Annotated in this window: 22 protein-coding genes; 9 read left to right on the top strand and 13 right to left on the bottom strand. The window is 64.2% G+C overall.

Going from position 1 to position 25,415, the window contains the following annotated elements; genetic code table 11:
• Positions 1 to 69 precede the first annotated feature (69 nt).
• Together ubiB and ubiE are read right to left on the bottom strand one after the other, a co-directional pair.
• Complete coding sequence (gene ubiB / locus IF809_RS13040) at positions 70 to 1,644, bottom strand: 2-polyprenylphenol 6-hydroxylase (RefSeq protein WP_462837762.1); 1,575 nt, start codon at positions 1,642 to 1,644, stop codon at positions 70 to 72.
• Complete coding sequence (gene ubiE, locus IF809_RS13035; RefSeq protein WP_462837761.1) at positions 1,641 to 2,402, bottom strand: bifunctional demethylmenaquinone methyltransferase/2-methoxy-6-polyprenyl-1,4-benzoquinol methylase UbiE; 762 nt, start codon at positions 2,400 to 2,402, stop codon at positions 1,641 to 1,643. The genes ubiB and ubiE overlap by 4 nt, the downstream gene beginning before the upstream one ends.
• Positions 2,403 to 2,483: 81 nt before the next feature.
• Here ubiE and mutM point away from each other — a divergent pair, with 81 nt between their 5' ends.
• Complete coding sequence (mutM, locus tag IF809_RS13030; RefSeq protein WP_462837760.1) at positions 2,484 to 3,389, top strand: bifunctional DNA-formamidopyrimidine glycosylase/DNA-(apurinic or apyrimidinic site) lyase; 906 nt, start codon at positions 2,484 to 2,486, stop codon at positions 3,387 to 3,389.
• Positions 3,390 to 3,657: 268 nt separating this feature from the next.
• Here mutM and IF809_RS13025 read toward each other — a convergent pair whose 3' ends face one another.
• On the bottom strand, positions 3,658 to 4,401 hold the full coding sequence (locus IF809_RS13025; protein ID WP_462837759.1) for a nucleotide-binding protein: 744 nt from the start codon (positions 4,399 to 4,401) through the stop codon (positions 3,658 to 3,660).
• Between the two features lie 244 nt (positions 4,402 to 4,645).
• Between IF809_RS13025 and ggt the strand changes: the two genes are divergently transcribed.
• Positions 4,646 to 6,325, top strand: a complete 1,680-nt coding sequence (gene ggt, locus IF809_RS13020; protein WP_462837758.1) for a gamma-glutamyltransferase — start codon at positions 4,646 to 4,648, stop codon at positions 6,323 to 6,325.
• Positions 6,326 to 6,469: 144 nt separating this feature from the next.
• Here the strand turns inward: ggt and IF809_RS13015 are convergent, their stop codons facing one another.
• Positions 6,470 to 7,831: a serine protease gene (locus IF809_RS13015; RefSeq protein WP_462837757.1), complete on the bottom strand. Its 1,362-nt coding sequence runs from the start codon at positions 7,829 to 7,831 to the stop codon at positions 6,470 to 6,472.
• Between the two features lie 91 nt (positions 7,832 to 7,922).
• Here IF809_RS13015 and IF809_RS13010 point away from each other — a divergent pair, with 91 nt between their 5' ends.
• A complete protein-coding gene (locus IF809_RS13010; protein ID WP_453981148.1) occupies positions 7,923 to 8,726 on the top strand; it encodes a HesA/MoeB/ThiF family protein in 804 nt (267 codons plus the stop codon).
• A gap of 20 nt (positions 8,727 to 8,746) precedes the next feature.
• Here the strand turns inward: IF809_RS13010 and IF809_RS13005 are convergent, their stop codons facing one another.
• Positions 8,747 to 9,748 (bottom strand): 2-hydroxyacid dehydrogenase, encoded by a 1,002-nt coding sequence (locus IF809_RS13005; protein ID WP_453981147.1) that lies wholly within the window; start codon positions 9,746 to 9,748, stop codon positions 8,747 to 8,749.
• A 320-nt stretch (positions 9,749 to 10,068) separates the two neighbouring features.
• Here IF809_RS13005 and IF809_RS13000 point away from each other — a divergent pair, with 320 nt between their 5' ends.
• Complete coding sequence (locus IF809_RS13000; protein WP_462837756.1) at positions 10,069 to 10,599, top strand: SH3 domain-containing protein; 531 nt, start codon at positions 10,069 to 10,071, stop codon at positions 10,597 to 10,599.
• An 88-nt stretch (positions 10,600 to 10,687) separates the two neighbouring features.
• On the opposite strand, the gene irrA is transcribed toward IF809_RS13000, so the two are convergent.
• Positions 10,688 to 11,176: an iron response transcriptional regulator IrrA gene (gene irrA / locus IF809_RS12995; RefSeq protein WP_128963107.1), complete on the bottom strand. Its 489-nt coding sequence runs from the start codon at positions 11,174 to 11,176 to the stop codon at positions 10,688 to 10,690.
• 367 nt (positions 11,177 to 11,543) lie between these two features.
• Here irrA and fabA point away from each other — a divergent pair, with 367 nt between their 5' ends.
• The 4 genes from fabA (at position 11,544) to IF809_RS12975 (ending at position 16,402) form a co-directional block, all read left to right on the top strand.
• Positions 11,544 to 12,065: a bifunctional 3-hydroxydecanoyl-ACP dehydratase/trans-2-decenoyl-ACP isomerase gene (fabA, locus tag IF809_RS12990; RefSeq protein WP_097663360.1), complete on the top strand. Its 522-nt coding sequence runs from the start codon at positions 11,544 to 11,546 to the stop codon at positions 12,063 to 12,065.
• Between the two features lie 49 nt (positions 12,066 to 12,114).
• Positions 12,115 to 13,338, top strand: a complete 1,224-nt coding sequence (gene fabB, locus IF809_RS12985; protein WP_128963106.1) for a beta-ketoacyl-ACP synthase I — start codon at positions 12,115 to 12,117, stop codon at positions 13,336 to 13,338.
• A gap of 139 nt (positions 13,339 to 13,477) precedes the next feature.
• Positions 13,478 to 14,278, top strand: coding sequence for an enoyl-ACP reductase FabI (gene fabI, locus IF809_RS12980; RefSeq protein ID WP_462837755.1), 801 nt, complete (start codon positions 13,478 to 13,480; stop codon positions 14,276 to 14,278).
• Between the two features lie 135 nt (positions 14,279 to 14,413).
• Entirely contained in the window at positions 14,414 to 16,402 is a 1,989-nt protein-coding gene (locus IF809_RS12975; protein ID WP_462837754.1) for an autotransporter outer membrane beta-barrel domain-containing protein, read from the top strand.
• A gap of 10 nt (positions 16,403 to 16,412) precedes the next feature.
• On the opposite strand, the gene IF809_RS12970 is transcribed toward IF809_RS12975, so the two are convergent.
• Genes IF809_RS12970 through IF809_RS12960 form a run of 3 tightly spaced genes read right to left on the bottom strand, consistent with a single transcriptional unit; the run spans position 16,413 to position 18,403 of the window.
• Entirely contained in the window at positions 16,413 to 17,009 is a 597-nt protein-coding gene (locus IF809_RS12970; protein WP_128963103.1) for a glutathione S-transferase family protein, read from the bottom strand.
• Positions 17,006 to 17,470 (bottom strand): GNAT family N-acetyltransferase, encoded by a 465-nt coding sequence (locus tag IF809_RS12965; protein WP_462837753.1) that lies wholly within the window; start codon positions 17,468 to 17,470, stop codon positions 17,006 to 17,008. The genes IF809_RS12970 and IF809_RS12965 overlap by 4 nt, the downstream gene beginning before the upstream one ends.
• A 6-nt stretch (positions 17,471 to 17,476) precedes the next feature.
• Positions 17,477 to 18,403 (bottom strand): hydrogen peroxide-inducible genes activator, encoded by a 927-nt coding sequence (locus IF809_RS12960; RefSeq protein ID WP_128963101.1) that lies wholly within the window; start codon positions 18,401 to 18,403, stop codon positions 17,477 to 17,479.
• 114 nt (positions 18,404 to 18,517) lie between these two features.
• Here IF809_RS12960 and katG point away from each other — a divergent pair, with 114 nt between their 5' ends.
• Positions 18,518 to 20,683 carry a catalase/peroxidase HPI gene (gene katG, locus IF809_RS12955; RefSeq protein ID WP_462837752.1) on the top strand — a complete coding sequence of 722 codons (2,166 nt, stop codon included), beginning with the start codon at positions 18,518 to 18,520 and terminating at the stop codon, positions 20,681 to 20,683.
• A 206-nt stretch (positions 20,684 to 20,889) separates the two neighbouring features.
• Here katG and pnp read toward each other — a convergent pair whose 3' ends face one another.
• The 4 genes from pnp to rbfA form a co-directional block, all read right to left on the bottom strand.
• Positions 20,890 to 23,052, bottom strand: a complete 2,163-nt coding sequence (gene pnp, locus IF809_RS12950; protein WP_128963099.1) for a polyribonucleotide nucleotidyltransferase — start codon at positions 23,050 to 23,052, stop codon at positions 20,890 to 20,892.
• Between the two features lie 465 nt (positions 23,053 to 23,517).
• The gene (rpsO, locus tag IF809_RS12945) at positions 23,518 to 23,787 is read right to left on the bottom strand and encodes a 30S ribosomal protein S15 (protein ID WP_008540131.1); all 270 of its coding nucleotides are present in this window, start codon (positions 23,785 to 23,787) and stop codon (positions 23,518 to 23,520) included.
• Between the two features lie 2 nt (positions 23,788 to 23,789).
• On the bottom strand, positions 23,790 to 24,908 hold the full coding sequence (gene truB / locus IF809_RS12940; protein ID WP_164938348.1) for a tRNA pseudouridine(55) synthase TruB: 1,119 nt from the start codon (positions 24,906 to 24,908) through the stop codon (positions 23,790 to 23,792).
• The gene (gene rbfA, locus IF809_RS12935; protein ID WP_128969083.1) at positions 24,905 to 25,348 is read right to left on the bottom strand and encodes a 30S ribosome-binding factor RbfA; all 444 of its coding nucleotides are present in this window, start codon (positions 25,346 to 25,348) and stop codon (positions 24,905 to 24,907) included. The genes truB and rbfA overlap by 4 nt, the downstream gene beginning before the upstream one ends.
• Positions 25,349 to 25,415 lie beyond the last annotated feature (67 nt).

The following is a 25,415-nucleotide window of genomic DNA, read 5'->3' as shown; positions in this document are numbered from 1 at the left end:
GCCCCTCCAGCACGGAATGATAGCGATGCTATCACCCGCGTGATTGCAATGCAATCACGCTTTTGGAGATCAGAGATTCCGGACAGCGATCAGGATGCCGATGAAGGTCACGGCGATGATCCAGACTGCCACGGTGCGCCAGCGGTTCTTGCGGCCCTCGCTGCGTCCCATCGCGGCGATGCTCTCCGGCGACAGCCCGATGCCTTCCCGCGTCATGGTCTCGAGCTGCTCCAGCACCTTAACCGAGCGCTCGGCGATGTCGGGCAGGCGCATCAGCACCTTGGCGAGCTCGCCGCCGCCGGCGAGCGCGCCCTGCACCCGGCCGATGGGTCCGAGATTGCGCTCGATCCATTCGCGCACGACGGGGTCGGCGACCTTCCAGATGTCGAGCCTGGGATCGAAGCCGCGCGCGACGCCTTCGACCACCACCATGGTCTTCTGCAGCAGGATCAGCTCGGGCCGCGTCGTCATGTCGAACAGGCCGGTGACCTCGAGCAGCAGCGTCAGCAGCCGCGCCATCGAGATTTCCTCGGCGGTGCGGTTGTGGATCGGCTCGCCGATGGCGCGGATGGCCTGCGCGAAATTCTCCACCGAATGATGTGCGGGCACGTAGCCCGCCTCGAAATGCACCTCGGCGACGCGGCGATAGTCGCGCGTGATGAAGCCGAGCAGGATTTCGGCGAGGAAGCGCCGCTCCTTCATGCCGAGCCGGCCCATGATGCCGAAATCGACCGCGACGAGGCGGCCGGCGTCATCGAGGAACAGATTGCCCGGATGCATGTCGGCGTGGAAGAAGCCGTCGCGCAGCGCGTGGCGCAGGAAGCTCTGGATGATCTTGCGGCCGAGATCGGGCAGGTCGACCTGCGCTTCTTCGAGACGCTTGTGGTCGTTCAGCGCGATGCCGTCGATCCACTCCATCGTCAGCACGTTGTGGGTGGTGCGGTCCCAGTCGACGGCAGGCACGCGAAAATCAGGATCGTCCTGCGTGTTCTCCGCCATTTCCGACAGCGCCGCAGCCTCGAGCCGCAGGTCCATCTCCATCGCGACGGAGCGCGACATGGTGTTGATGACCTCGACCAGGCGCAGGCGCCGCGCCTCGGCCGAATAGGTCTCGGCCTTGTGTGCGACGTAGAAGAAATCGGAGAGATCCCGGCGGAAACGCGCCGCCACGTTCGGCCTGAGCACCTTGATCGCGACGGCCCGGCGAATGCCGTCGCGCTCGACCTCGCCGCGATGCACCTGCGCGATCGAGGCGGCCGCGACCGGCGGTCCGAAGCTGGCGAACACATCCGTCAGCGGCCGTTCCAGCGACGTGGTGATCGCAGCCTCCGCTTCGGCCTGCGAGAAAGGCGGCAGCCGGTCCTGCAGGCTTTCGAGATCGCGCGCCATGACGACGCCGACGACGTCAGGGCGTGTGGCCAGGAACTGCCCGAGCTTGAGATAGGCCGGGCCCATCCGCGTCAGGGCGCGCGAGATCCGCGGGCCGTGCTTGGCGCCGCGGCGTTCGACCAGACGCGCAAGCTTCAGCGCGAGCTGTCCTGGCGGCGGCACCAGGCTGGGATCGACGGAGCCGAACACGCCCTCGCGCGCAAACACGAACGCGGCGCGGATCAGGCGCGAAATGTGGGTGATGGCAGAGATCACAAACGCCAGCCCGAATGCAGTGAGACGATGCCGCCGGTCAGTGTCTGCCAGCCGACGCGGGAGAAGCCGGCCTCGCGGATCATGTCGGCGAACACGTTCGGCTTCGGAAACCTGCGGATCGATTCGACGAGATATTGGTAGGATTCGGCATCGCCCGTAACCATGCGGCCGAGCGGCGGGATCACCTTGAACGAGAACAAATCGTAGAGCTTGTCGAGCCCGGGCATCTCGACGGTGGAGAATTCCAGGCACAGGAAACGGCTGCCGGGTTTCAGCACCCGATAGGCCTCGCGCAGCGCCTTGTCGATCTGCGGCACGTTGCGGATGCCGAAAGCGATCGTATATGCGTCGAAGCTGCGGTCGGCGAAGGCGAGCGCTTCGGCATTGCCCTCGACGAAATCGACCTGGGTCTCGAGGTGGCGCTTGGCGGCACGCTCGCGGCCCACCGCCAGCATGTCGGAATTGATGTCGCAGACGGTGGCGTGAAAGCCGGGACCCGCCGCCTTGGCGGCGCGGAACGAGATGTCACCGGTGCCGCCGGCGACGTCGAGCAGTTTGAACGGCCGGTCGCTTCGCGGCGGATCCAGCGCGTTGATCATGATGTCCTTCCAGATCCGGTGCAGGCCACCGGACATCAGGTCGTTCATCAGATCATAGCGCGACGCCACGCTGTGAAACACATCGTTCACCAGCGTCTGCTTGTCCCCCAGGGGAACGTCTTTGAAGCCAAAATGCGTGGTTTCGCCCGGCCGATCCATTACTCTACTCCACTGGGCGGACCATAGCCCGCCCGCCGCAATGGCGCTATCACACCGCCCTCATAAGGTGAATGCCTGACCATGCCTGAATTGCCCGAAGTCGAGACCGTCCGCCGCGGCCTTCAGCCCGTCATGGAGGGGGCCAAAATCGTCGTCGCGGAGGCTCGCAGGCCGGATTTGCGCTTTCCGTTCCAGCCGGACTTCGTGGCCCGGCTCCAGGGGCAGATCGTCACGGGCCTCGGCCGCCGTGCAAAATATCTCATGGCCGATCTCGCCTCCGGCGACGTGCTGTTGATGCATCTGGGCATGTCGGGCTCGTTTCGCGTCATCAAGCCGGACAACGAGGCCGCGCCTGGCGAGTTTCACTATCCCAGGGGCAAGGACTCCGCGCATGACCATGTGCTGTTTCGGATGTCCTCGGGCGCCGACATCGTCTTCAACGATCCCAGGCGCTTCGGTTACATGAAAGTGATTGCGCGCAACGCGCTCGAAGACGAGCCGTTGCTGCGCGACCTCGGCCCCGAGCCGCTCGGCAACGAGTTCGATGCCGCGATGCTGGCGCGCGCCTGCGCAGGGAAGGCGACGAGCCTGAAGGCCGCGCTGCTCGACCAGCGCGTGGTCGCAGGGCTCGGCAACATCTATGTCTGCGAAGCGCTGCACCGCTCGCATTTGTCGCCGCGTCGCATCGCCGCGACGTTGTCGACGAAGGCCGGACAACGCAAGGGCGTTGCCGGGGGCGAGCCGACCGATCACGCCAAGCGCCTGGTCGGCGCGATCCACACCGTGCTGAACGATGCCATCAAGGCCGGCGGCTCGTCACTCCGCGACCATCGCCAGACCTCAGGCGAGCTCGGCTATTTCCAGCATTCCTTCAAGGTCTACGACCGCGAAGGCGAGGTCTGCAAGACGCCGCGCTGCGGCGGCACCATCAAGAGGTTCGTCCAGAACGGACGCTCGACGTTCTGGTGCCCGAAATGTCAGAAGTGAGAGGGACCGCAGCCGGAAGACTGTGAACCTCTGGGACGACCAACCAATAGAGCACCTTAGCTCGCGAACAGCCGTTTTGCCTGACGAGTAAGACGTCTGGGGGCCGTCGCCGCGGCAACTCGGCTGACCGCGGTTCTACTGTGCATGGGGTTGTTTTCGACAAAACGCGAAGCGAAGCAATCCGGCCGGGCTGGGGGCCGGATTGCTTCGTCGCTTGGGCTCATTCACCGGACGGCGAAGAGCCTTGGGCCTCGAGCGATTGCCCCGCTCAGGACGCCAGAGTGTTGGTTTCGTCCGCAGCGAGCTCGCTGGCCGCATGCAGCATCCCGTCGGCCGCCGACATGACCTGGTCGATCAGGGCATTGGTGGTGGCCTCGAGCTCGAGACGGGTCTCGATCCAGCGCCAGAGGCCGCGGATCTCCTCGGTCGACTTGCCGTTCGGGGCGAATTCGCTGACGGCGAGGCCTGATGCGAGCGAGTCCTGATGATCATTGCGCATCACGATCAACGGGCGCGCGAGCACGTCAGCGAGATCGAGCGCGGCTTCCTCGGCGAGCGCGCTCGCGGCATTGTCGATGCGTTGGCCGCGGATCGGCGTCTGGTTCAGCACGAAGCTGTAGGGACGCTTCCAGGCGCGCGCGACGCTGAGGGTGGAGACGGTCGCCTCGATGTCGGCGACGCTCGGGCGGGCCGGGATCAGGCAGAGGTCCGAGTAGCGGATCGCAGCAGTGGTCGCTGCGGAAAGGCCGGCGGCGGTGTCGACGATCGCGAGCTGGAGGCCGCTGTCGGCCAGCATCTTCAGCCGCGGTGCGAAATCGGCGGAGTGATAGATCGGCTCGACGACGATATCGTCGTTGTTGCGGCGGCGCTGCCAGTTGGAGAGGGTGCCCTGCGGGTCGGTCTCGATCAGGCGGACGGTGAAGCCGGCCTGCTTGGCAGCCAGCGCGAGGCCGACGGCGAGCGTGCTCTTGCCGCTGCCGCCCTTTTGGGTGGCCAGTACGATCGTGTGCATGGGAAGATCAATCCTTTGGAGTGCTTGGGTCTTACGGGTAACGCCACGCGAACGTGCATCGCTTCTTGATGCTGAGCTCTTCTCGCTCAGGACGTGCCTTGCCCGATCCAAAGGGGACCGCGGATGTCCGAATCAACGCTGACGATGATGGCAGAATCGGGAATGCCAGCTAATCCGTACCAATACTGGACCCGTATTCGCGCGTATGATGTGCTTGCCGCAGTGAACAAGAAAGGCGAGCGGCATGGGCGGCAACTGGCGCGAACGGACGGCAACCAGCTTCGAATGTCAGAAGATGCCGGCGGTCTCGAGCCGCGGCATGGTGGTCAGCAATCATCCGCTCGCCTCCAGCGCCGGTGCCGAGATGCTGGCCGCCGGCGGCAACGCCATCGATGCCGCGATCGCGACGCTGTTCACGCTGACAGTGGTCGAGCCGATGATGGTCGGCATCATCGGCGGCGGCATGGCGCATATCCGCCTCGCCGATGGCAGCCACCGCGTCATCGATGGCCAGAGCGCCGTCCCTGCTTCGATGCGTGACACCACCTACACATCCAAGCCAGGCTCGGCGCACGACGTGTTCGACACCGTCGGCAACGAGAACCTCAACGGCCCGAAGGCGGTTGCGACGCCGGGCTCGTTGAAAGCCTGGTGCGAGACGCTGCAAAGGTTCGGCACCATGTCGCTGGCCGACGTCATGCAGCCGGCGATCAAGCACGCCGCGCGCGGCTATGCCGCCACGCCTTACCTGCACGAATGCATCAGCGAGTGCGCCGCCGAGATGCGCAAGGACAAGCCGATCGCCGCGATCTATCTGCCCGATGGGGAGCCGCTCAAGGTCGGCGAACGCGTGGTGCAATCGGAATATGCCGAGACGCTCCGTCATATTGCCGATCATGGCGAGGCGGCCCTCTACGGAGGGCCGCTCGGCGATATCCTCGTCGACTACATGGAGAAATCAGGCGGTTTCATCCGCCGCAACGATCTCGCCAACTACAGGACCGTCGAGCGGCTGCCGATCCGCGCCTGTTATCGCGGCTGGACCATTTTCGGTCCCCCGCCGCCGGCGGCTTCTGGCGTGCATATCACGCAGATGCTGAACATCCTGGAAGGCTACGACATCGGCGCCCTCGGCTTCGGAACGTCAGAGACCATCCATTACCTCGCCGAAGTCCTGAAGATCGCCTTCGCCGATCGTGCCGCCGCCAGCGGCGATCCCGATTACGTCGGCGTGCCCGTAGAGAAGCTGACCTCGAAGGCTTACGCCGAGGAGCGCCGTCGTACGATCGATCCGGCGCGGGCGCAGGCCTTTGGCGCCGGGGTGACGCAGCTCGAAAGCGCGCATACCACGCATCTAACGGCGGCAGACAGTTTCGGCAACGTGGTCGCGACCACCCAGACCATCAACAATCTCTTTGGCGCCAAGATCATGATCCCGGGTCTCGGGGCGATCGCCAACAATTACATGAACCTGTTCGATCCGCGGCCGGGCCATGCGCTGTCGCTGGCGCCGGGCAAGCGCGTCACGACCTCGATGTCGCCGATGATGGCGCTCCGCGAAGGCAAGCTGCGCTACGCGCTGGGCCTGCCCGGAGGCAAACGCATCTTCCCAAGCGCGATGCAGGCGCTGCTCAATCTGATCGATCATGGCATGAGCCTGCAGGAGGCGGTCGAGGCGCCGCGGGTCTGGACCGAAGGCAATGCGCTCGAGGTCGAGCAGACCATCCCCGAGAGCGTCCGCACAAAGCTCACAGCGCTTGGCCACAAGGTGCTGCCGGTCGCGACGGTCGCCGGCGGCATGAACGGGATCGCCTTCCATGACGACGGCACCATGACGGGCGCCGCCTGCTGGCGGGCGGATGGCACGCCGGTCGGAATTTCGGGTGGTCTTGCGAAGAGCGGGATCAGGTTCAGGCTGAGTTAGGTTTCATGCCCGGACGTAGCGCAGCGCGAAGCGGTGGGCTGCTGAGCCGGGGCTCAGAAATCCACCAACACAGCGCATGAGGATGCTTGGGTCCCGGCTCTGCGCAGCAACGCTAAGCGTTGCAGCGCGTCCGGGACACGAAAGCTATTTCCGCACGCAGATGACACGCACGACGGCGGCTTTCGCGTCCGTCGACGCGCCGTTCGCAGCGACCGCGTTCGCTTTCAGGAAATCGCGCACCGTATCCGCCGAGACCATCACCGCTTGCGATGGCGGCACTGAAGTCGTGGGGCCCGCAACCATTGCCGGTTTCAGCAGCGCGATGCCGGCGAATTTGCCGTCGCCGTCCATGGCCGGGCTGCCGGAGAAGCCGACCGCGGGCGGAGGCGAGAGCGCAGAATCGCTCGTCGTCACCGGCGCCAGCGCGCCCTTGAGGCTCGACACGCCTGCCGCGCCGCCCTGGCTCTGCGGATCGGCGATGCCGACGATATCGACACTCGTCTTCACAACGCCGCTTGCGAGGCTGAGCGGCTTCAGGCCGCGTGCGCCATAGATGTGCAGCAGCGCGAGATCGTGCTCCTTGTCCTCGGCGAGACGATCGGCATTGCCGTAGCCGCCGATGGTGATGGCGAGGCAAGAGTCGGTGACGAGACGATCCGTGACGATCGCGCCGTCGTCGCTGACGACGATGCCGGTGCCGTATTCGACAGTCTTGCGCGGCGGCGGCCCGGCCTGTGGCCCCGACGGAAACGCGTTGAATGCGCTCGACATCGCGATCACGACCGGCTCGACCGTGTTCTCCATGGCCTGGTCGTACAGAATGGTCATGATGCGGACTTCGTCGCCTCTAGAGGTGCCGCGCACGTAAAACTTCTTCAGACCCTGCAACCCTGAAAGCACGAAGAAGTCGGGCTTCACCACGGTGTAGTCGATCTTGCGCCCCGCTGGCTCCTTCTTCTCGGCGTCCGCGAGTTTTGCGGTGGTCGGGTTCGCCTCCTTGCGGCGGCTGAGCAGCACCTGCACCGTTCCGGTCGGTGAGGTCCATTTCGAGCCGTTGGCATCGGTGGCCTGTTGCGGCACCAGCTTCGAGGGAATGCCGAGCCGCGCGCCGCTGGTCATCTCGGTCACGATCTTCCAGCCGACGCTGTCCTGCTTGCGCCTTGCGGTCTCGGCGAGGGCGGCGCGCTCCTGCGGATTGAGCACACCGGTCGGCTTACCGCCCTTGGCTTTCTGGTATTCCTTGATGGCGTCGACCATGCGCGAGCTGACGTCGCCGGTGATGGCGCCGTTATATTGACCGACCCAGGCGAGGTCGGATTGCAGCGATAGCCGCTCGGCCTGCGCCATCGCGTCGGCCGTTTCCGACGGCGTTTGCACGGCGGGCGGCTTGATCGGGGTGGTCTGGACCACCTTCGGCTTGGCGCCGGGGACCTGCGGCGCCGTCATCTGGGCGTTCGCGCCTGTGGCAGACGCCAACATCAGTGTTGCCGCAAGCATCGATCTCATGACAAATCCAGCCAGCCCATTGAACGCGCTGCCATTGAAGCACATCTCGTTGGTCGCGAACAATCTCGGGGTGGTTCAGGAGTAAGAGACGGTGCTGAGCCCGGACGAACTCGAACGCTATGCCCGCCATATCGTGCTGCGCGATGTCGGTGGTCCCGGTCAGGCCGCGCTGAAGCGGGCTTCCGTGCTGGTGATCGGCGCCGGCGGTCTCGGCGCGCCTGCGCTGATGTATCTGGCCGCCGCGGGCGTCGGCACGCTCGGCGTGGTCGATGACGACGTTGTGTCGCTGTCCAACCTGCAACGCCAGGTGATCCACACCACGCCTGACATCGGCCGGCACAAGGTCGAGAGCGCGGCCGAGCGGATCGCCGAGCTCAATCCGCATGTCCGTTTCGTCGGTCACGCGACCTGGCTCAATGCCGACAACGCGCTCGACCTGATCGGCGACTACGATCTCGTGCTCGATGGTTCCGACAATTTCTCGACGCGCTATCTGGTCTCGGACGCCTGCTTCTTCGCGAAGCGCCCGCTGATCACGGCGGCGCTCGGCACCTTCGACGGTTCGCTCACGACGATCCGCGCGCACGAGACCAACGAACAGGGCGAATTCAATCCGACCTATCGGTGCCTGTTTCCGGAGGCGCCGCCGCCGGGCACCGTGCCGGCTTGCGCCGAGGCCGGCGTCATGGGCGCGCTTGCCGGCGTGATGGGCTCGATGATGGCGCTGGAGGCGATCCGCGAGATCGTCGGTTTCGGTGAGGGCCTGGTCGGCCGCCTGCTGATGATCGATGCGCGCGCAATGCGCTTCGAGACCTTGCGCTATGCGCGCGATCCAGCCAATCCGCTCAATGGCGATGGGCCCGTGATCGCCGATCTCAGCGCCCATCGCGACTGAGCGCGATAGGTCTTTGCGACCTACAGCATGCTCGGCAGCACCCGGTCCGGCGGCTTGTGTGCGTCGAGGAAGGTGCGAATGTTGATGATCACCTTCTCCCCCATCTCGACCCGGCCCTCGATCGTGGCCGAGCCCATATGCGGCATCAGGGTCACCTTGCCGGCCTTCGCAAGCCGCACCAGCTTCGGATTGACCGCGGGCTCGTGCTCGTAGACGTCGAGGCCGGCGCCGGCGATCTCGCCGCCTTCGATCAGCTTGATCAGCGTGTCTTCGTCGGTGACCTCGCCGCGCGCGGTGTTGACGATGTAGGCGTCCTTGCGGATCAGCTTCAGCCGCCGCGCCGACAACAGATGATAGGTCGCCGGCGTGTGCGGGCAGTTCACCGAGATGATGTCCATCCGCGCCAGCATCTGGTCGAGACTTTCCCAATAGGTCGCGCCGAGCTCTTCGGCGATGACAGGCGCGACGGGACGGCGGTTGTGATAGTGGATCTGCAGGCCGAAGGCGCGGGCGCGGCGCGCAACCGCCTGGCCGATGCGGCCCATGCCGATGATGCCGAGGCGCTTGCCTCCGATGCGGTGACCGAGCATCCAGGTCGGCGACCAGCCCGCCCAGGGTTTTCCTTCGGTCAGCACCGAGGCGCCCTCGATCATTCGGCGCGGCACGGCCAGGATCAGCGCCATGGTCATGTCGGCGGTGTCTTCGGTCAGCACCTTCGGCGTGTTGGTAACGGTGATGCCGCGGGCATGCGCAGCTGCGACGTCGATATTGTCGACGCCGTTACCGAAATTCGCGATCAGGCGCAGCTTGCAGTCGGGCTGGTTGACGATGTCGGCACTGATGTGATCGGTGACCGTCGGAACCAGGATGTCGGCGGTGCGCGCGGCTTCGGCGATCTGCTCGGCCGACATCGGCGTATCGTCGAGATTGATGCGCGCGTCGAACAGTTCGCGCATCCGGGTCTCGATCGAGTCCGGCAGCTTGCGCGTCACGACGACGAGGGGCTTTTTCTTCACCGACATGTCCTGCCCTCATGAGGCGTTGCAGGCCGCCTTTGTCGCCAAAGGCCGGCCGTTGAGGCCTCATTAACCCGGTTGTTCGACACTGGCCTTGCCGTGTCGTCCCCGGCGTTTCCTTCAAGCTTTCCCCCGATTTCCGGCCGGAAAATCGGGGCAAACTGGTTGTTCATGCGTCCGTCCTCTCTAGCAGAAGGCCGGGCCAAGACAAGAACCAGGACTAAGGCTCCGGGAACACCCGCGTGGGGCGGGAGAGGGGATGCGGCAGGGTTTGGAATTTGGGGAGAGGATCCGGTTCAGCCGGGTCTTCGACAGGAGACGGGTTAATGGCGTTGGGGCGTTTTTGTTCGGTGATGGCGCTCGTTTGCACCTGGTGGAGCGCTTCGGTCGGCCCCTCGCATTCGGCCAAGGACGCCACCCCGCAGACCGCCAGCGGTCTGCCGGTGCCGCGCTATGTCAGCCTGAAATCGGATCACGTGAACGTCCGCGCCGGCCCGACCAAGGACAATGACGTGGCCTGGGTCTACACCCGCGCCGGCCTGCCGGTCGAAATCACGGCCGAGTTCGAGAATTGGCGGCGGGTCCGCGATTCCGAAGGTGCCGAGGGCTGGGTCTATCATTCGCTGCTGTCGGGCCGCCGCACTGCGGTGGTCACCATGAAGCACAAGGACGAGCTCGCGCCGATCTATGATCGCGCCGATCCGGACAGCGCGGTTGCCGCAAAGCTCCAGGCTGGCGTCGTCACGCAGGTGAAAAAGTGCACGACCAGCTGGTGCCACGTCACCGGCGCCGGGTTTGACGGCTGGATCCAGCAGGAGCGCCTCTGGGGCGTTTACGCCGACGAGCAGGTGAATTGACGGCTTGACAATGGCCGGGACGTCTCGCGTGAAGACGCGCTTCGCGCTTCTGCCCGGTCCTGACGATCAAACTAGCGATTGAACGATCTCAGCGCTTCTTGCGCAGCCGCACGACCATGTCGATGCGTGAGATTTCGTAACCCTCCGGCACCTCCGGCATCTTGGACAGCGCCAGATGCGGATCCTCGATGTCGACCAGCTCGTGGCTGTTCTCGAGATAATAATGGTGATGGGTGGTGACGTTGGTATCGAAATAGGTCTTGGTGCCGTCGACGCTGACCTGGCGCAGCAGACCGGCGTCGGTCAGCTGATTCAGCGTGTTGTAGACGGTTGCGAGCGACACCGGGACCTTGGCCAGGGTCGCTTCCTCGTAGAGCATTTCAGCCGTGAGGTGGCGTGCACCCTTACCGAACAACAGCCAGCCCAGCGCCATGCGCTGGCGCGTCGGACGCAGGCCCGCGGACTGCAGCATTTCGTTGACGTCGTGCCAAGGGCAGCCGGTCAGAGCCGGCTGGCGGCCGGCCAGTAGGGCGGCATGGACGTCGTCGTGGCGAAGGGGCGCGTTGTTCTCGCTCATTTCCAAAATTCGGGCACGCGTGGACTCTATCTACCTGCAATATATGGACGGATAGATGCAGATGCAAGTTTCTCGCAACTAGAGTGGTTCTAATTAGCGAGGGAACCGCGCCCGAGCCTCGTCATTTTACCTTCATGAGATCGCTTTGCCACCGAAATGCCCTGTGTTAGAGAGCGCCCGGTTCCGCTTAGCCTGGTGTGGCGCGGCCGGGCAATTGAGGCCGGGTTCGCAAGTCTATGTGTGCAGGTCCATCCGGGCTCGGCATTCGCGCCTGCTGACGACGGCAAGAGGCGTTGCTTTCCGGACGAAACGGGGCCCATTTTTGCCAGAAACGCCGATCAATCGGGGTTAGAATAGAGGCTTCTGCATGCTGAACAGGCGCAACGGTTACGAATACGAAGATCTGCTGGCATGCGCCCGCGGCGAGATGTTCGGCCCGGGCAATGCACAGCTGCCGCTGCCGCCGATGCTGATGTTCGACCGCATCACGGAAATCAACGACGATGGCGGCGAGTTCGGCAAGGGACTGGTGCGCGCCGAACTCGACGTGAAGCCGGACCTCTGGTTCTTCGGCTGCCACTTCAAGAACGATCCCGTCATGCCCGGCTGCCTCGGCCTCGATGCGCTCTGGCAAATGGTCGGCTTCTATCTCGGCTGGACCGGAGGCGAAGGTCGTGGCCGTGCACTTGGCCTCAACGAATTAAAGTTCAGCGGCCAGGTGCTGCCCGAGGCCCGCAAGGTTGTGTACAACGTCGATATCAAGCGCGTGATGCGTTCAAAGCTCGTGCTCGGCATCGCCGACGGATGGCTTTCGGTCGATGACCAGATTATTTATCGCGCCAAGGATCTGAAGGTCGGACTGTTCAAGCAGGGCACGAGCCTGGGCTAGGCGTATTATCAAGCATTACCAAGAAGACAACGATTTAGGCGAGGCTGTCATGAGGCGGGTTGTGGTCACCGGGATGGGTATCGTCTCGTCGATCGGAAACAACACCCAGGAAGTGCTTGCAAGCCTTCACGAGGCGAAGTCGGGCATTTCGCGGGCGGAGAAATATGCCGAGCTCGGCTTCCGTTCGCAGGTGCAAGGTGCGCCCACGCTCGATCCCTCGACCGTGGTCGACCGGCGCGCGATGCGCTTCCTCGGTCAGGGCGCGGCGTGGAATCACGTTGCGATGGAGCAGGCGATCCAGGACTCCGGTCTCTCGCCCGAGGAAGTTTCCAACATCCGCACCGGCATCATCATGGGCTCCGGCGGTCCGTCCGCCCGCACCATCGTCGAAGCCGCCGACATCACCCGCACCAAGGGACCGAAACGCGTCGGTCCGTTTGCGGTGCCGAAAGCGATGTCGTCCACAGCGTCGGCCACGCTCGCGACCTGGTTCAAGATCAAGGGCGTGAACTATTCCATCTCCTCGGCCTGCGCGACGTCGAACCACTGCGTCGGCAATGCCTATGAGACGATCCAGATCGGCAAGCAGGACGTGATCTTCGCCGGCGGCTGCGAGGAGCTCGACTGGTCGCTGTCGGTGCTGTTCGACGCCATGGGCGCGATGTCCTCGAAGTACAACGACACGCCCGCCACGGCCTCGCGCCCCTATGACGTCAACCGAGACGGCTTCGTCATCGCCGGCGGCGCCGGTGTGCTGGTGCTCGAAGAGCTCGAGCACGCCAAGGCGCGCGGCGCGCGCATCTACGGCGAGATCGTCGGCTACGGCGCGACCTCGGACGGCTACGACATGGTCGCACCGTCAGGTGAAGGCGCCGAGCGCTGCATGCGCATGGCGATGTCGACGGTGAAAACCAAGGTCGACTACATCAATCCGCACGCCACCTCGACGCCGGCCGGCGATCCGCCGGAGATCGAGGCGCTCCGCAAGGTGTTCGGAACAGGCGAGAAGTGCCCGCCGATCTCGGCGACCAAGGCGCTGACCGGCCACTCGCTCGGCGCCACCGGCGTGCAGGAGGCGATCTACTCGCTGCTGATGATGAACAACGGCTTCATCTGCGAGAGCGCGCACATCCAGGAGCTCGATCCTGTCTTCGCCGACATGCCGATCGTCCGCAAGCGCATCGACAACGTCAAGATCGGCACCGTGCTGTCGAACTCGTTCGGCTTCGGCGGCACCAACGCCACATTGGTGTTCAGCCGGATGGACGTGTGACGGCCTGCTCGCTGTCATGCCCCGCGAAGGCGGGGCATCCAGTACGCCGCGGCCTCTCGACTCAATCACTGCTGTCTCTGGAATACTGGATCACCCGCCTGCGCGGGTGATGACGCGGAACGATAGGAGCCGTTAGGCGATGGAAGGTTTGATGAAGGGTAAGCGCGGTCTGATCATGGGCATCGCCAATGATCATTCCATCGCCTGGGGCATGGCCAAGACGCTGCATGCCCATGGCGCCGAGCTTGCCTTCACCTTCCAGGGCGAGGCTCTCGGCAAGCGGGTCAAGCCGCTCGCGGAGTCTCTCGGCGTCGAACTGGTGCTGCCTTGCGACGTCGAGGACATCGCAAGCGTCGACGCGACCTTCGATGTGCTCCGCGAAAAATGGGGCAAGCTCGACTTCGTCATTCACGCGATCGGCTTTGCCGACAAGAACGAGCTGAAGGGCCGCTACGCCGACACCAGCCGCGAGAACTTCTCGCGCACCATGGTGATCTCCTGCTTCTCGTTCACGGAGGTCGCCAAGCGCGCCGCCGAGCTGATGACGGAGGGCGGCAGCATGGTCACGCTGACCTTCGGCGCCTCGGAGCGATCCATGCCGAACTACAACGTGATGGGCGTCGCCAAGGCGGCACTGGAAGCCTCGGTGCGCTATCTCGCGTCCGATTTCGGACCGCGCGGCATCCGCGTCAACGCGATCTCCGCCGGCCCGATCCGCACCCTCGCAGGCTCCGGCATCGGCGAAGCGCGCGCGATGTTCGCCTTCATGCAGAAGCATTCGCCGCTTCGCCGCGGCGTCACGCTCGACGAACTCGGCGGCTCGGCGCTGTACCTGCTGTCGGATCTCTCCGGCGGCGTGACCGGCGAAATCCACTACGTCGATTCCGGCTACAACATCGTCCTGATGCCGAGGCCGGACGATCTGAAGGCGTCGGAGTAGTCTTGTAGACGGGACTGCGATCTTTGCTCGCACCCCACGATCGTGGGGCAGACATTCCCAAAGAGTCGTGTTCATCTCCGTCCGGCGGTGCTGCGTGGGTCACGTGGGCCGGGGTTCGGGGGAACGATCTTGCGGATGGTGCATGCGGTAAGCCGGGTCAGTGCGCTCGCGTTCGTCGCCGGCGCCATGCTGCTCTGCGGCGGCTCACGGGTCCGGGCGCAGTCGGCGATCTGGGATGCGACCCTTTCCAACACCAACTGGTACGTGCCGACAGCGCAGCTGCTGGCCTATGCTGCACCAAAGACCGGCTTCTTCAATCCGATTCCGATCGGCGACCAGACATTGTGGTCGCTCGCGACCGCGACGAATGGCTCGTTCACCGGAACCAGTGTCGCGCAGCTCAAGCTTGGCCCTGCGCTGCTGACCGACACCTCGACCATCCAGGGCTTCGTCACCACCGCAGGCCAGATTACGATGCTGTTCACGCCGACGTCCGGTGGTGCCGTGACTGTCGGCCTTGGCCACATGCGCACCGTCAACGGCATGACCGGGATGGAGATGCAGATGATCACGGGTGACAGCCTGCTCGTGACCCATTGGGCCTACATGCTGCCTTACGATCCCGCGATCTTCATGCCGCCGGCCTCGCAAGCCATCCCCGCGAACTCCGTTCCGCAATGGGCGTGGACATCAGGCACCCCGTGGCGGATCTCCAGCCCGGCACTGTTCGGCTCGTCGTCTCCCGGCCGCTTCGTCATCACGAACTATCAGAACGGATATTTTTGGGGCGCCGGCATCGCGCCCACGGGAAGCAGTGCTGCCAATTTCACGATCCTGGGCTCGGTCACGCCGGAGGGCAATGTTCTCTTCAACACGCTCTCCAAGGGGACGCTTAGCAGCCTCTATGGCGCGGCGAGCGGCGATGCGTCGGGTGCGCAGATGCTGGTCAGCACTTACGATCTCTCGGGTAACCCGACCGGTGGAGTGGCCTATCTTTCACTTGTTCGGCCCTATGCCGAAACGCTGCAAGGGCAGAATAGCCGCGCCGGGCTCGGTGCGGCCGAGATGCTCTATCGTCTCTCGGCGACCTCGCTCGGTTGGACCGGCTCCATGGCACCCGGTTTCGTTGTCCTCGACAATCTGAGCGGTCCGAATCTTGTCAACGCCGTCAACCAGACCTTGCCCGTTCTCACCGGCGCTGCGTCGCAGGCGACATACACCACGCAGCGCGTGTTTCAGCAGGCCATGACGGGGCGACTTGACGACGTGCTTGGAGTGAACGGCGCCGTGGCGGCAGAGCGCAATGTGTGGATGAAGCCGCTCGGCGGCAGCGTGCGGCAGGGCGGCCAGGACGGCGTTGCCGGATACAACGCGTCCGGTGGCGGGATCGCCGTCGGCGGGGATACGGCCATCTCCGCCCGCACGATGATCGGCGGCGTATTCGCCTATTCCCATCACACCATCACCGGAAGCGAAGATGCGGTCCCGAACCGGCTCGGGATCGATTCATATCAGGCCGGAATTTATGGCGCCCACGCGCTCGGTAATGGCTTCCAGATCGACGGTCAGCTCGATGGTGCGCTGAACGATAATGTCGAGAGCCGCTCGCTCGCCTTCATCAACAGCACCGCCGGTGCCGGCTATCGCTCCTACAGCGGACATGCAGGTGCCGGCGTCCGCAAACTGATTCCGCTCGAGCCGGGATTTGCGATCGCGCCGTCGCTGCGACTTGACTATGGACAGGTGCGTTCTCCCGCTTATCAGGAAAGCGGCGCGGGCGGTTTCAGCCTCAATGTGGATGCGCAAACCTATCGTGAGCTCACGCTGACGGCGGGAGTGAAGGGCGCTTACCAGATCGCAAAGCAGGTCTACCTCACCGGTGAGGCCGGCATCGGCTACAACACGCTGAACCAGGCACTTCAGGTCAAATCGGCATTTGCCGGAGGCGGCGACACCTTCGTGACCAGCGGCCTTGCTTTGTCGCCGTGGATCTACTCGACGGCGATGGGACTCGTCGCCGCCGACGGCAAGTCCTTTGATCTCGGAATCCGTTACGGCCTTGCGGCGACATCCTCCGGACTGCTGCAGCAGTCCGGGCTCGCCGTCCTCAGGATCAAGCTGTAGCCGGCCTGTCTCAACCTGCCGCAATCTTCTCCGCGCGCTGGAACGCTGGCCGCGCCATGCAGCGGGCGAGATAGGCCTCGAAGGCCGGGCGCGACGGCACCATCTTGAACAGGCGCACCGCGAAATTCAGGCCCGAGCCGATGGTGATGTCGGCGGCGGAAAACTCCTCGCCGAGAATCCACGGTCCCTTGGCGAGTGCTGCTTCCAGCACGTCGAACACCTGCGTCGCGCTGCCCCAGGCCGCCGTCGAGGTCGGCACCTCGATCTTGGTGAAGATCTGGATGATCGCGGGCTCAATGCAGCTTGGCGAAAAGAACAGCCATTGCAGATAGCGTGCGCGGCGCGGATCGGTGATTGCGGGCGCGAGCCTGGTCTCCGGAAAGCGGTCGGCGATGTAGGCGCAGATCGCAGCGGCCTCGCCGAGCGCGGCATCGCCATCGCTGAGCGCCGGTACCTTGCCCATCGGGTTGATTGCCAGATAGGCCGGTGCCTTCTGCGCACCCGTCGAAATGTCGGTCAGCACGCGCTCATAAGGCAGGCCGCTCTCTTCCATCAGCCAAAGCGTCGAAAATGATCGCGAGCGCGGCGACCAATAGAGCTTGATCATCGTGGATCTCCGTTCTTCTTCCACCGATAGTACTTCATCATGAAGCCGTTCGACGGCTCGATCTCTTGCTTCTCGAACACAAAACCCTCGCGCTCGTACCAGCGCCAGGCCTTTTCGTTCTCGCGGACGCAGCGCAGGTACATCTCGTCGGGCATTTTCGTGCGCGTGAAGGCAAGCAGCTTCCGTCCCAGCGATTGGCCCTGATAGGCGGGCGCGACGAACAGCTGGTCGAGATAGAGCTTGGGCAGGTGCAGCGCCAGCATCGCGGCGATCGTACTGTTGTCGTCGGCGACGAACAGGGTCCAGCCGTCCTCGATCTCGCGCCTGAGGCGCGCGCGCAGATTCGCCAGCAGGAAGTTGCTCGCTTCGGCGAGCCCGGTCGAAACCCAGCTCTCCATCCAGACGCGGGCGATCTCATCATATTCGTTGGTGCGGGCGGGGCGGATGACCGGATCCGACATCAAGCGCTACGCCCGCTGGCTGCGCAGGGACTGCCGCGCGCGCACCTTGCCGGCCGACAGACACACCACCTCCGAGATCTGGAGCAGTTGCCGCGCCAGCGGGCTGGTCTTGCGCCAGACCATGCCGATGGTGCGTGACGGCTCGGGATCGCGGAAGCGCGACAGCGAGACCGAGGCCGATCGCGTCTCTACCGACACCGCCATCTCCGGAATCAGCGTGACGCCGATACCGGCGCTGACCATCTGCACCAGCGTCGACAGCGAATTCGCATCCAGCATCTCGCGCGGGGGCGCCGATTGCATGTTGCAGAACGACAGCGCCTGGTCGCGGAAACAATGGCCTTCCTCGAGCAGCAGCAGCCGCATCTCGCGCATCATCTCGCGCGACGGCACGGGCGTGCCCGCATCCGTGCCCGGCCGTACCAGCAGGAATTTCTCCTCGAACAGCGCGACCTCTGTGAGCGAGGGTTCGGAGACCGGCAGCGCGACGATGGCGGTGTCGAGCCGGCCCTCGACGAGCTCCTGGATCAGGCGCGGCGTCATCGTCTCGCGCACGCGGATATCGAGCTCCGGATGCATCCGCGTGAGGTTCTTGGTGATCTTGGGCAGGAGATAAGGCGCGATCGTCGGGATCATGCCGATGCGCAAACGGCCGGAGAAACGGTCCCGCGAGGCGCGGGCGAAATCGCCGAGCTCGTCGACCGAGCGCAGGATGTCCCGGACGCGCTGCGCGAGCTCCTCGCCGAACCGGGTGAGCGCGACCTGGCGTGCGCTGCGCTCCAGCAGCAGCCCGCCGAGCGCTTCCTCCAGTTCCTTGATCTGCATCGACAGCGCCGGCTGCGAGATGGAACAGGCCTCCGCGGCGCGGCCGAAATGACCATGACGCGCCAGCGCGTCAAAATACCGCAGCTGGCGCAGCGTCAGATTGATCATCAGAAAATCCTATCGCAGCGATCATTAAAGTCAACTTCCCCTGATGGAAGGCGGCGCTTAGAGTGCTTCTACCTGGTCAATGGCGCGAGTTCGACGCCACCAGAGGAGGTATTCATGGACGACACTTCAAAGTGCCCGTTTTCGGGTGGAAAACGCGTGCCGGCGAACCGCGACTGGTGGCCCACCAATCTCAGCATCGAGATGCTGCACAAGAACTCCGACCTGTCCGACCCGATGGGCAAGGACTTCGACTATGCCAAGGAGTTCAAGTCGCTCGATCTGAACGCGGTCATCAAGGACCTGACCGCTCTGATGACGGATTCGCAGGAATGGTGGCCCGCCGATTTCGGTCACTATGGCGGTCTCATGATCCGCATGGCCTGGCACAGCGCGGGGACCTATCGCATCACCGACGGCCGCGGCGGCGCCGGTGCCGGTCAGCAGCGTTTCGCCCCGCTCAACAGCTGGCCCGATAACGCCAACCTCGACAAGGCGCGCCGGCTGCTCTGGCCGATCAAGCAGAAATACGGCCGCAAGATTTCCTGGGCCGACCTGATGGTGCTCGCGGGCAACGTCGCGCTGGAGTCGATGGGCTTCAAGACGTTCGGCTTCGCCGGCGGCCGCGCCGACGTCTGGGAGCCGGAAGAGCTCTATTGGGGTCCGGAAGGCACCTGGCTCGGCGACGAGCGCTACAGCGGTGAGCGCCAGCTCGCCGAGCCGCTCGGCGCGGTGCAGATGGGTCTGATCTACGTCAATCCGGAAGGTCCGAACGGCAAGCCGGATCCGGTCGCCGCGGCGAAGGACATCCGCGAGACCTTCTTCCGCATGGCGATGAACGACGAAGAGACCGTCGCGCTGATCGCCGGCGGCCACACCTTCGGCAAGACCCACGGCGCTGGCGATCCGTCGCTGGTCGGCCCCGAGCCGGAAGCGGGTGCGCTGGAAGACCAGGGCCTCGGCTGGAAGAGCAAGCACGGCTCTGGCCTGGCCGGTGATTCCATCACCAGTGGCCTCGAAGTGACCTGGACGACGACGCCGACGAAGTGGAGCAACAACTTCTTCGAGAACCTGTTCAAATACGAATGGGAGCTGACGAAGAGCCCGGGTGGTGCGAACCAGTGGACGGCGAAGGGTGCCGACGCGATCATTCCTGATCCGTTCGACAAGTCGAAGAAGCATCGGCCGACGATGCTGACGACCGACCTCTCGCTGCGCTTCGATCCTGCCTACGAGAAGATCTCGCGCCGCTTCCTGGAGAACCCCGATCAGTTCGCGGATGCGTTTGCCCGCGCCTGGTTCAAGCTCACCCATCGCGACATGGGTCCGATCCAGCGCTATCTCGGCCCGCTGGTCCCGAAGGAGACTCTGATCTGGCAGGATCCAATTCCGGCCGTGAATCACGAGCTGGTCGGCGACCAGGATATCGCTGCGCTGAAGAGCAAGATCCTGGCCTCGGGCCTCTCGGTGTCCGAACTGGTCTCGACCGCCTGGGCGTCGGCCTCGACCTTCCGCGGCTCGGACAAGCGCGGCGGCGCCAATGGCGCGCGCATTCGCCTGGCTCCGCAGAAGGACTGGGAGGTCAACCAGCCGGCTCAGCTCGCCAGGGTGCTCGGCAAGCTCGAGGCGATCCAGAAGGAGTTCAACGCGTCGGGCGGGGCCAAGAAGGTCTCGATCGCCGACCTGATCGTGCTCGGCGGCACTGCCGCGGTCGAGAAGGCCGCCAAGGATGCCGGTGTCGACGTCAAGGTTGGCTTCACGCCGGGCCGCATGGATGCCTCGCAGGAGCAGACCGATGCCGCCTCCTTCGCGCCGCTGGAGCCGCGGGCTGATGGTTTCCGCAACTATGTCGGGAAGAAGCATCAGTTCATGCGGGAAGAAGAGGCCCTCGTCGATCGCGCGCAGCTTCTGCGGCTCACCGGTCCCGAACTGACCGTCCTGGTCGGCGGCCTGCGTGTGCTCGGCGCCAATGCGAACGGGTCGAAGCACGGCGTCTTCACCTCGAAGGTGGGCACGCTCTCCAACGACTACTTCGTCAACCTGCTCGATATGAGCACGGCGTGGGCCCCCGCTGCCGATGGCTCCTATGAGGGCCACGACCGCAAGACCAATGCGGTGAAGTGGACTGCCACGCGCGCCGATCTGATCTTCGGCTCGCACTCGCAGCTCCGCGCCTTCGCCGAGGTCTATGCGACCTCGGATTCCAAGGAGAAGTTCGTGAAGGACTTCGCCAAGGCCTGGACCAAGGTGATGAACCTCGATCGCTACGATCTCGCGGCGTGAGGCTTCCAACCTCTCCCGCTTGCGGGAGAGGTCGCGCCGAAGGTGCGGGTGAGGGCTTTCTCCTCTAAGGGATTGTCCCATTGAGGAGAGACCCCTCTCCCCGACCCTCTCCCGCAAGCGGGAGAGGGGGCGCAGCTCACCTGGAGCGACAAACAAAAAGGGCGACCTCTCGGCCGCCCTTCGTGTTTTGACGCGTCTTTACGCGATTACTCGCCGGCCGCTTCGCGCGGGGCCTTCTCGCCCTCGCCGCCCTTGTCCTTGCCTTCGAGGTCTTCGCCGGTGGTCTGGTCGACGACCTTCATCGACAGGCGGGTCTTGCCGCGGTCGTCGAAGCCGAGCAGCTTGACCTTGACCTTGTCGCCTTCCTTGACGACGTCGGAGGTCTTCTGCACGCGGTTGGCCGCGAGCTGGCTGATGTGGACGAGGCCGTCCTTGGAGCCGAAGAAGTTCACGAAGGCGCCGAACTCCATCACCTTGACGACGGTGCCGTCATAGATCTGGCCGACTTCCGGATCGGACGCGATCGACTTGATCCACTTGATCGCGGCCTTCATCGCCTCGCCGTCGGAGGAGGCGACCTTCACGGTGCCGTCGTCCTCGATGTTGACCTTGGCGCCGGTCTTCTCGACGATCTCGCGGATCACCTTGCCGCCGGTGCCGATCACTTCGCGGATCTTGTCCGTGGCGATCTTGAAGGTCTCGATGCGCGGCGCGTATTCGCCGAGCTCGGCGCGGGCGTTGGTGAGCGCCTTGGCCATCTCGCCGAGGATGTGGATACGACCGTCCTTGGCCTGGGCCAGCGCCACCTTCATGATCTCTTCGGTGATGCCCTCGATCTTGATGTCCATCTGGAGCGAGGTGATGCCCTGCTCGGTACCGGCCACCTTGAAGTCCATGTCGCCGAGATGGTCCTCGTCACCGAGGATGTCCGAGAGAACCGCGTAGCGCTTGTCCTCGAGGATCAGGCCCATCGCGATGCCCGCGGTCGGCCGCTTCATCGGCACGCCGGCGTCCATCAGCGCGAGCGAAGCGCCGCAAACCGAAGCCATCGACGAGGAGCCGTTGGATTCGGTGATCTCCGAGACCACGCGCACGGTGTAGGGGAACTCGTGATGCGGTGGCAGCACCGGGTGGATCGCGCGCCAGGCGAGCTTGCCGTGGCCGATCTCGCGGCGCTTGGTACCGCCGAGGCGGCCGGTCTCGCCGACCGAGTAGGGCGGGAAGTTGTAGTGCAGCAGGAACGTCTCTTTGTACGTTCCCGACAGCGCATCGATGTACTGCTCGTCCTCGCCGGTGCCGAGCGTGGTCACGACCATCGCCTGGGTCTCGCCGCGGGTGAACAGCGCCGAGCCGTGGGCGCGGGGCAGCACGCCGACTTCGGCGATGATGTTGCGCACCGTCTTGACGTCACGGCCGTCGATGCGCTTGCCGGTATCGAGGATGTTCCAGCGAACGATCTTCGCCTCGAGCTCCTTGAAGACGGCGGCGATGCGCAGCTTGTCGTATTTCGGCTCCTGCCCTTCGGGGAAGTAGTGGGCGATCACCTTTTCCTTGACCTTGCCGACCGCGGCGTAGCGATCCTGCTTGACCGGAATGGCGTAGGCGGCGCGCAGCTCCTGCTCGACGAGGCCGAGCATTTCCTTCTCGAGCGCGGCATTGTCGATCACGGTGACTTCGCGCGGCTCCTTGGCGGCCTTCTCGGCGAGCTCGATGATCGCGTTGATGACGGGCTGGAAGTGGCGGTGACCGAACATCACGGCGCCGAGCATGATGTCTTCGTTCAGCTCCTTGGCTTCCGATTCCACCATCAGCACGGCGTCGGCGGTGCCGGCGACGACCAGGTCGAGCTGGGTGTCGACCATCTCGTCGAGCGTCGGGTTGAGGATGAACTCGTCATTGGCGAAGCCGACGCGGGCTGCGCCGATCGGGCCCTTGAACGGCGCGCCTGACAGGGTCAGCGCGGCCGAGGAGGCCACCAGGGCGACGATGTCGGGATCGTTCTCCATGTCGTGCGACAGCACGGTGGCGATCACCTGGGTCTCGTTGCGCCAGCCGTCGACGAACAGCGGGCGGATCGGACGGTCGATCAGGCGGGAGACCAGCGTCTCCTTTTCGGTCGGACGGCCCTCGCGCTTGAAATAGCCGCCGGGAATGCGGCCGGCTGCGTAGGTCTTTTCCTGGTAGTCGACGGTCAACGGCAGGAAATCGACGCCTTCACGCGGCGCCTTCGCCGCGACGACGGTGGCGAGCACCACGGTCTCGCCATAGGTGGCGATGACGGCGCCATCAGCCTGGCGGGCGATCTTGCCGGTTTCGAGCTTGAGAGGGCGTCCGCCCCAGTCGATCTCGACTGAATGCTTATTGAACATAGAGGTCTTCTTTCATGGGTTCTCGAAAGAAGGGACGGCTCGAAAAACAAAAACCATGTCAAGATTGCAGGATGCTGATCGGAGCGGGCGATCAGCGTCCTGCGATCCTGCCATGGTTCTTGGATGTCGGATGGCGTCCATCCTTTCGGGTCATACGGGCACCTTGCCCGTTGCGCCCAGCCGCCGGATTGCTGCTGGACTGGTCAGTCGGCACGAACGCGAACACCGAACCTTTGGTCTTCGCTGATCATGCCCCGGATGCGAAGCGTCGCTTAAGCATGATCCGGAAAAGTGCGAAGCGGTTTTCCGAAAGATCATGCTCAAACAAAAATCCAAAGTGCGACTCCTGTCGCGCTTTGGGCTCGCACCGGACGTCCGCGTGAGCCTCGATCAAAAACCTTAAAACAAGCGCTTTCGCTCGAAATCACGCGCAAAAACGCGCGCCATTGGCGCGCGCAAGAACTCTTAACGACGAATGTTGTGCTTCTCGAGCAGCGCCTTGTACCGCGCCTCGTCCTTCTTCTTCAGGTAGTCGAGGAGCGAGCGGCGGGTCGAGACCAGCTTCAAGAGGCCACGACGCGAATGGTTGTCCTTCACGTGGGTCTTGAAATGGTTGGTGAGGTTGTTGATGCGTTCCGACAGGATCGCGACCTGAACCTCGGGCGAACCGGTATCACCGGCCTTGGTGGCATTCGTCTTGATGACTTCCGCTTTGCGTTCTGCGGCAATCGACATCGTCAATTTCTCTCGTTGCGACCGGTTGAGGCAGTCAAGCCGGTCAGGTTGAACACACGCTTGGGGATGATTTCGCCATTGCCAACTTCGGCAAGCGCCAAAAGACGGCCTGCCACCGTGACATAGACTGTGCCGCTACTTGTGGGCGCATCCCGTCCGCGCAACAAAACGGCCTGGCCCCGATGGAGCCTTGCCGCATCAGCCCGAGTGACGGCCAGTGCCGGGATGTCGTCCAGCGCGGTCTCAACGGGCATCAGCGCGTCGGCGAGGCTTCCCTCGCCGGACGCGGCTCTATCGCACAAAGCCTCCAGCTGATCCAGCGGAATCATGTCATTTTCGCTGAATGGGCCGACCAGGGTCCGCCTGAGCGCGCAGATATGGCCGTAAGTGCCGAGAATCCGGCCCATATCGCGCGCCAGCGCCCGGACATAGGTACCCTTGCCGCATTCGGCCTCGAATACGGCCCGATCGTTATCCGGTTGATCTACAAGGGTTAAATGGTGAATCTCGACCGGGCGGGGAGCCAGTTCCACGACCTCGCCGTCGCGGGCGAGGTCATAGGCCCGCTCGCCCTGGACCTTGATCGCCGAATAGCGCGGCGGAACCTGCTCGATCACGCCGGTGAAACGGGGCAGCAGGGCTTCGATGGCTTCCCTCGTCGGACGCTGGTCCGAGGTCGCGGTGACCTGGCCTTCGATGTCGTCGGTGTCGCGCTCCTCGCCCCAGCACACGGTGAAGCGATAGCGCTTGCGCCCGTCCATGACGAAAGGAACGGTCTTGGTGGCTTCGCCGAGCGCAATCGGCAGGCCGCCGGAGGCGAGCGGATCGAGCGTGCCGGCGTGGCCTGCGCGCTTGGCGTTGAACAGGCGCTTGAGCACTGCGACGGCCTGCGTCGACGTCATCCCGATCGGCTTGTCGAGCACGACCCAGCCGTGCACGTCGCGCCGGTCGCGGCGCACCTGATTGCCCTTCTGCTTGTTCGCGCGCGGATCGTTGTTGACGCGGCGCGCTTCCTGGTGCGGCTGAACAGTGCTGCCGACATCTGCAAAATTATTTTGCTGCATGTCGCGCGCATCGGCCTCGTCGCTGCCGATCGTGCCGTGAGCCGGGTCCATCATCATTGCTCTTCTTCCCGATCCGAATCCGGATCCTGTTCCAGATTCTTGTCCAAGTCCTTCTGCACCGCAGGTGTTCGCAAAAGCTTCTCGATCCGTTCCGCTTCGTCGAATCGCTCGTCGACGCGGAAGCGAATGTCAGGTGCAAATTTCAGGTTAACGCGCCGCGCGACTTCGCCGCGCAGGAATTTCTTGTTGCGATCGAGCGCAGCGATGACGAGCTCGGTATCGCGGCCACCGAGCGGCATCACGTAGATTGTCGCGAGCTTCAGGTCGGGCGACATCCGCACCTCCGGCACGGTGATGATGTGGCCTTCGAGATCCGCATCATGCACGCTGCCTTGCGCCAGAATATCGGCTATCGCGTGGCGAACCTGCTCGCCGACGCGCAGCTGACGCTGCGAGCCGCCGGTCGCGGAACTCTTTTTCTGATGATGGCGCGGCATGGTCGAAAAATCACCTCGTCGTGCCCGCGCTTGGGACACGAGCATTGTCATTTGTCCTGTTGAAACG

The sequence above is a fragment of the Bradyrhizobium sp. UFLA06-24 genome, from assembly GCF_054967145.1.
The sequence above is the reverse complement of the archived record's forward strand: the minus strand, read 5'-3'. Positions and strand labels throughout refer to the sequence as shown.

What these genes read in the sequence shown, in the direction of transcription:
- ubiE (WP_462837761.1), bottom strand. Translation starts at nt 2,402, where the DNA reads ATGGATCGGCCGGGCGAAACCACGCATTTTGGCTTCAAAGACGTTCCC.
- mutM (WP_462837760.1), top strand. Translation starts at nt 2,484, where the DNA reads ATGCCTGAATTGCCCGAAGTCGAGACCGTCCGCCGCGGCCTTCAGCCC.
- IF809_RS13025 (WP_462837759.1), bottom strand. Translation starts at nt 4,401, where the DNA reads ATGCACACGATCGTACTGGCCACCCAAAAGGGCGGCAGCGGCAAGAGC.
- ggt (WP_462837758.1), top strand. Translation starts at nt 4,646, where the DNA reads ATGGGCGGCAACTGGCGCGAACGGACGGCAACCAGCTTCGAATGTCAG.
- IF809_RS13015 (WP_462837757.1), bottom strand. Translation starts at nt 7,831, where the DNA reads ATGAGATCGATGCTTGCGGCAACACTGATGTTGGCGTCTGCCACAGGC.
- IF809_RS13005 (WP_453981147.1), bottom strand. Translation starts at nt 9,748, where the DNA reads ATGTCGGTGAAGAAAAAGCCCCTCGTCGTCGTGACGCGCAAGCTGCCG.
- IF809_RS13000 (WP_462837756.1), top strand. Translation starts at nt 10,069, where the DNA reads ATGGCGTTGGGGCGTTTTTGTTCGGTGATGGCGCTCGTTTGCACCTGG.
- irrA (WP_128963107.1), bottom strand. Translation starts at nt 11,176, where the DNA reads ATGAGCGAGAACAACGCGCCCCTTCGCCACGACGACGTCCATGCCGCC.
- fabA (WP_097663360.1), top strand. Translation starts at nt 11,544, where the DNA reads ATGCTGAACAGGCGCAACGGTTACGAATACGAAGATCTGCTGGCATGC.
- fabB (WP_128963106.1), top strand. Translation starts at nt 12,115, where the DNA reads ATGAGGCGGGTTGTGGTCACCGGGATGGGTATCGTCTCGTCGATCGGA.
- fabI (WP_462837755.1), top strand. Translation starts at nt 13,478, where the DNA reads ATGGAAGGTTTGATGAAGGGTAAGCGCGGTCTGATCATGGGCATCGCC.
- IF809_RS12975 (WP_462837754.1), top strand. Translation starts at nt 14,414, where the DNA reads ATGGTGCATGCGGTAAGCCGGGTCAGTGCGCTCGCGTTCGTCGCCGGC.
- IF809_RS12970 (WP_128963103.1), bottom strand. Translation starts at nt 17,009, where the DNA reads ATGATCAAGCTCTATTGGTCGCCGCGCTCGCGATCATTTTCGACGCTT.
- IF809_RS12965 (WP_462837753.1), bottom strand. Translation starts at nt 17,470, where the DNA reads ATGTCGGATCCGGTCATCCGCCCCGCCCGCACCAACGAATATGATGAG.
- IF809_RS12960 (WP_128963101.1), bottom strand. Translation starts at nt 18,403, where the DNA reads ATGATCAATCTGACGCTGCGCCAGCTGCGGTATTTTGACGCGCTGGCG.
- katG (WP_462837752.1), top strand. Translation starts at nt 18,518, where the DNA reads ATGGACGACACTTCAAAGTGCCCGTTTTCGGGTGGAAAACGCGTGCCG.
- pnp (WP_128963099.1), bottom strand. Translation starts at nt 23,052, where the DNA reads ATGTTCAATAAGCATTCAGTCGAGATCGACTGGGGCGGACGCCCTCTC.
- rpsO (WP_008540131.1), bottom strand. Translation starts at nt 23,787, where the DNA reads ATGTCGATTGCCGCAGAACGCAAAGCGGAAGTCATCAAGACGAATGCC.
- truB (WP_164938348.1), bottom strand. Translation starts at nt 24,908, where the DNA reads ATGATGATGGACCCGGCTCACGGCACGATCGGCAGCGACGAGGCCGAT.
- rbfA (WP_128969083.1), bottom strand. Translation starts at nt 25,348, where the DNA reads ATGCCGCGCCATCATCAGAAAAAGAGTTCCGCGACCGGCGGCTCGCAG.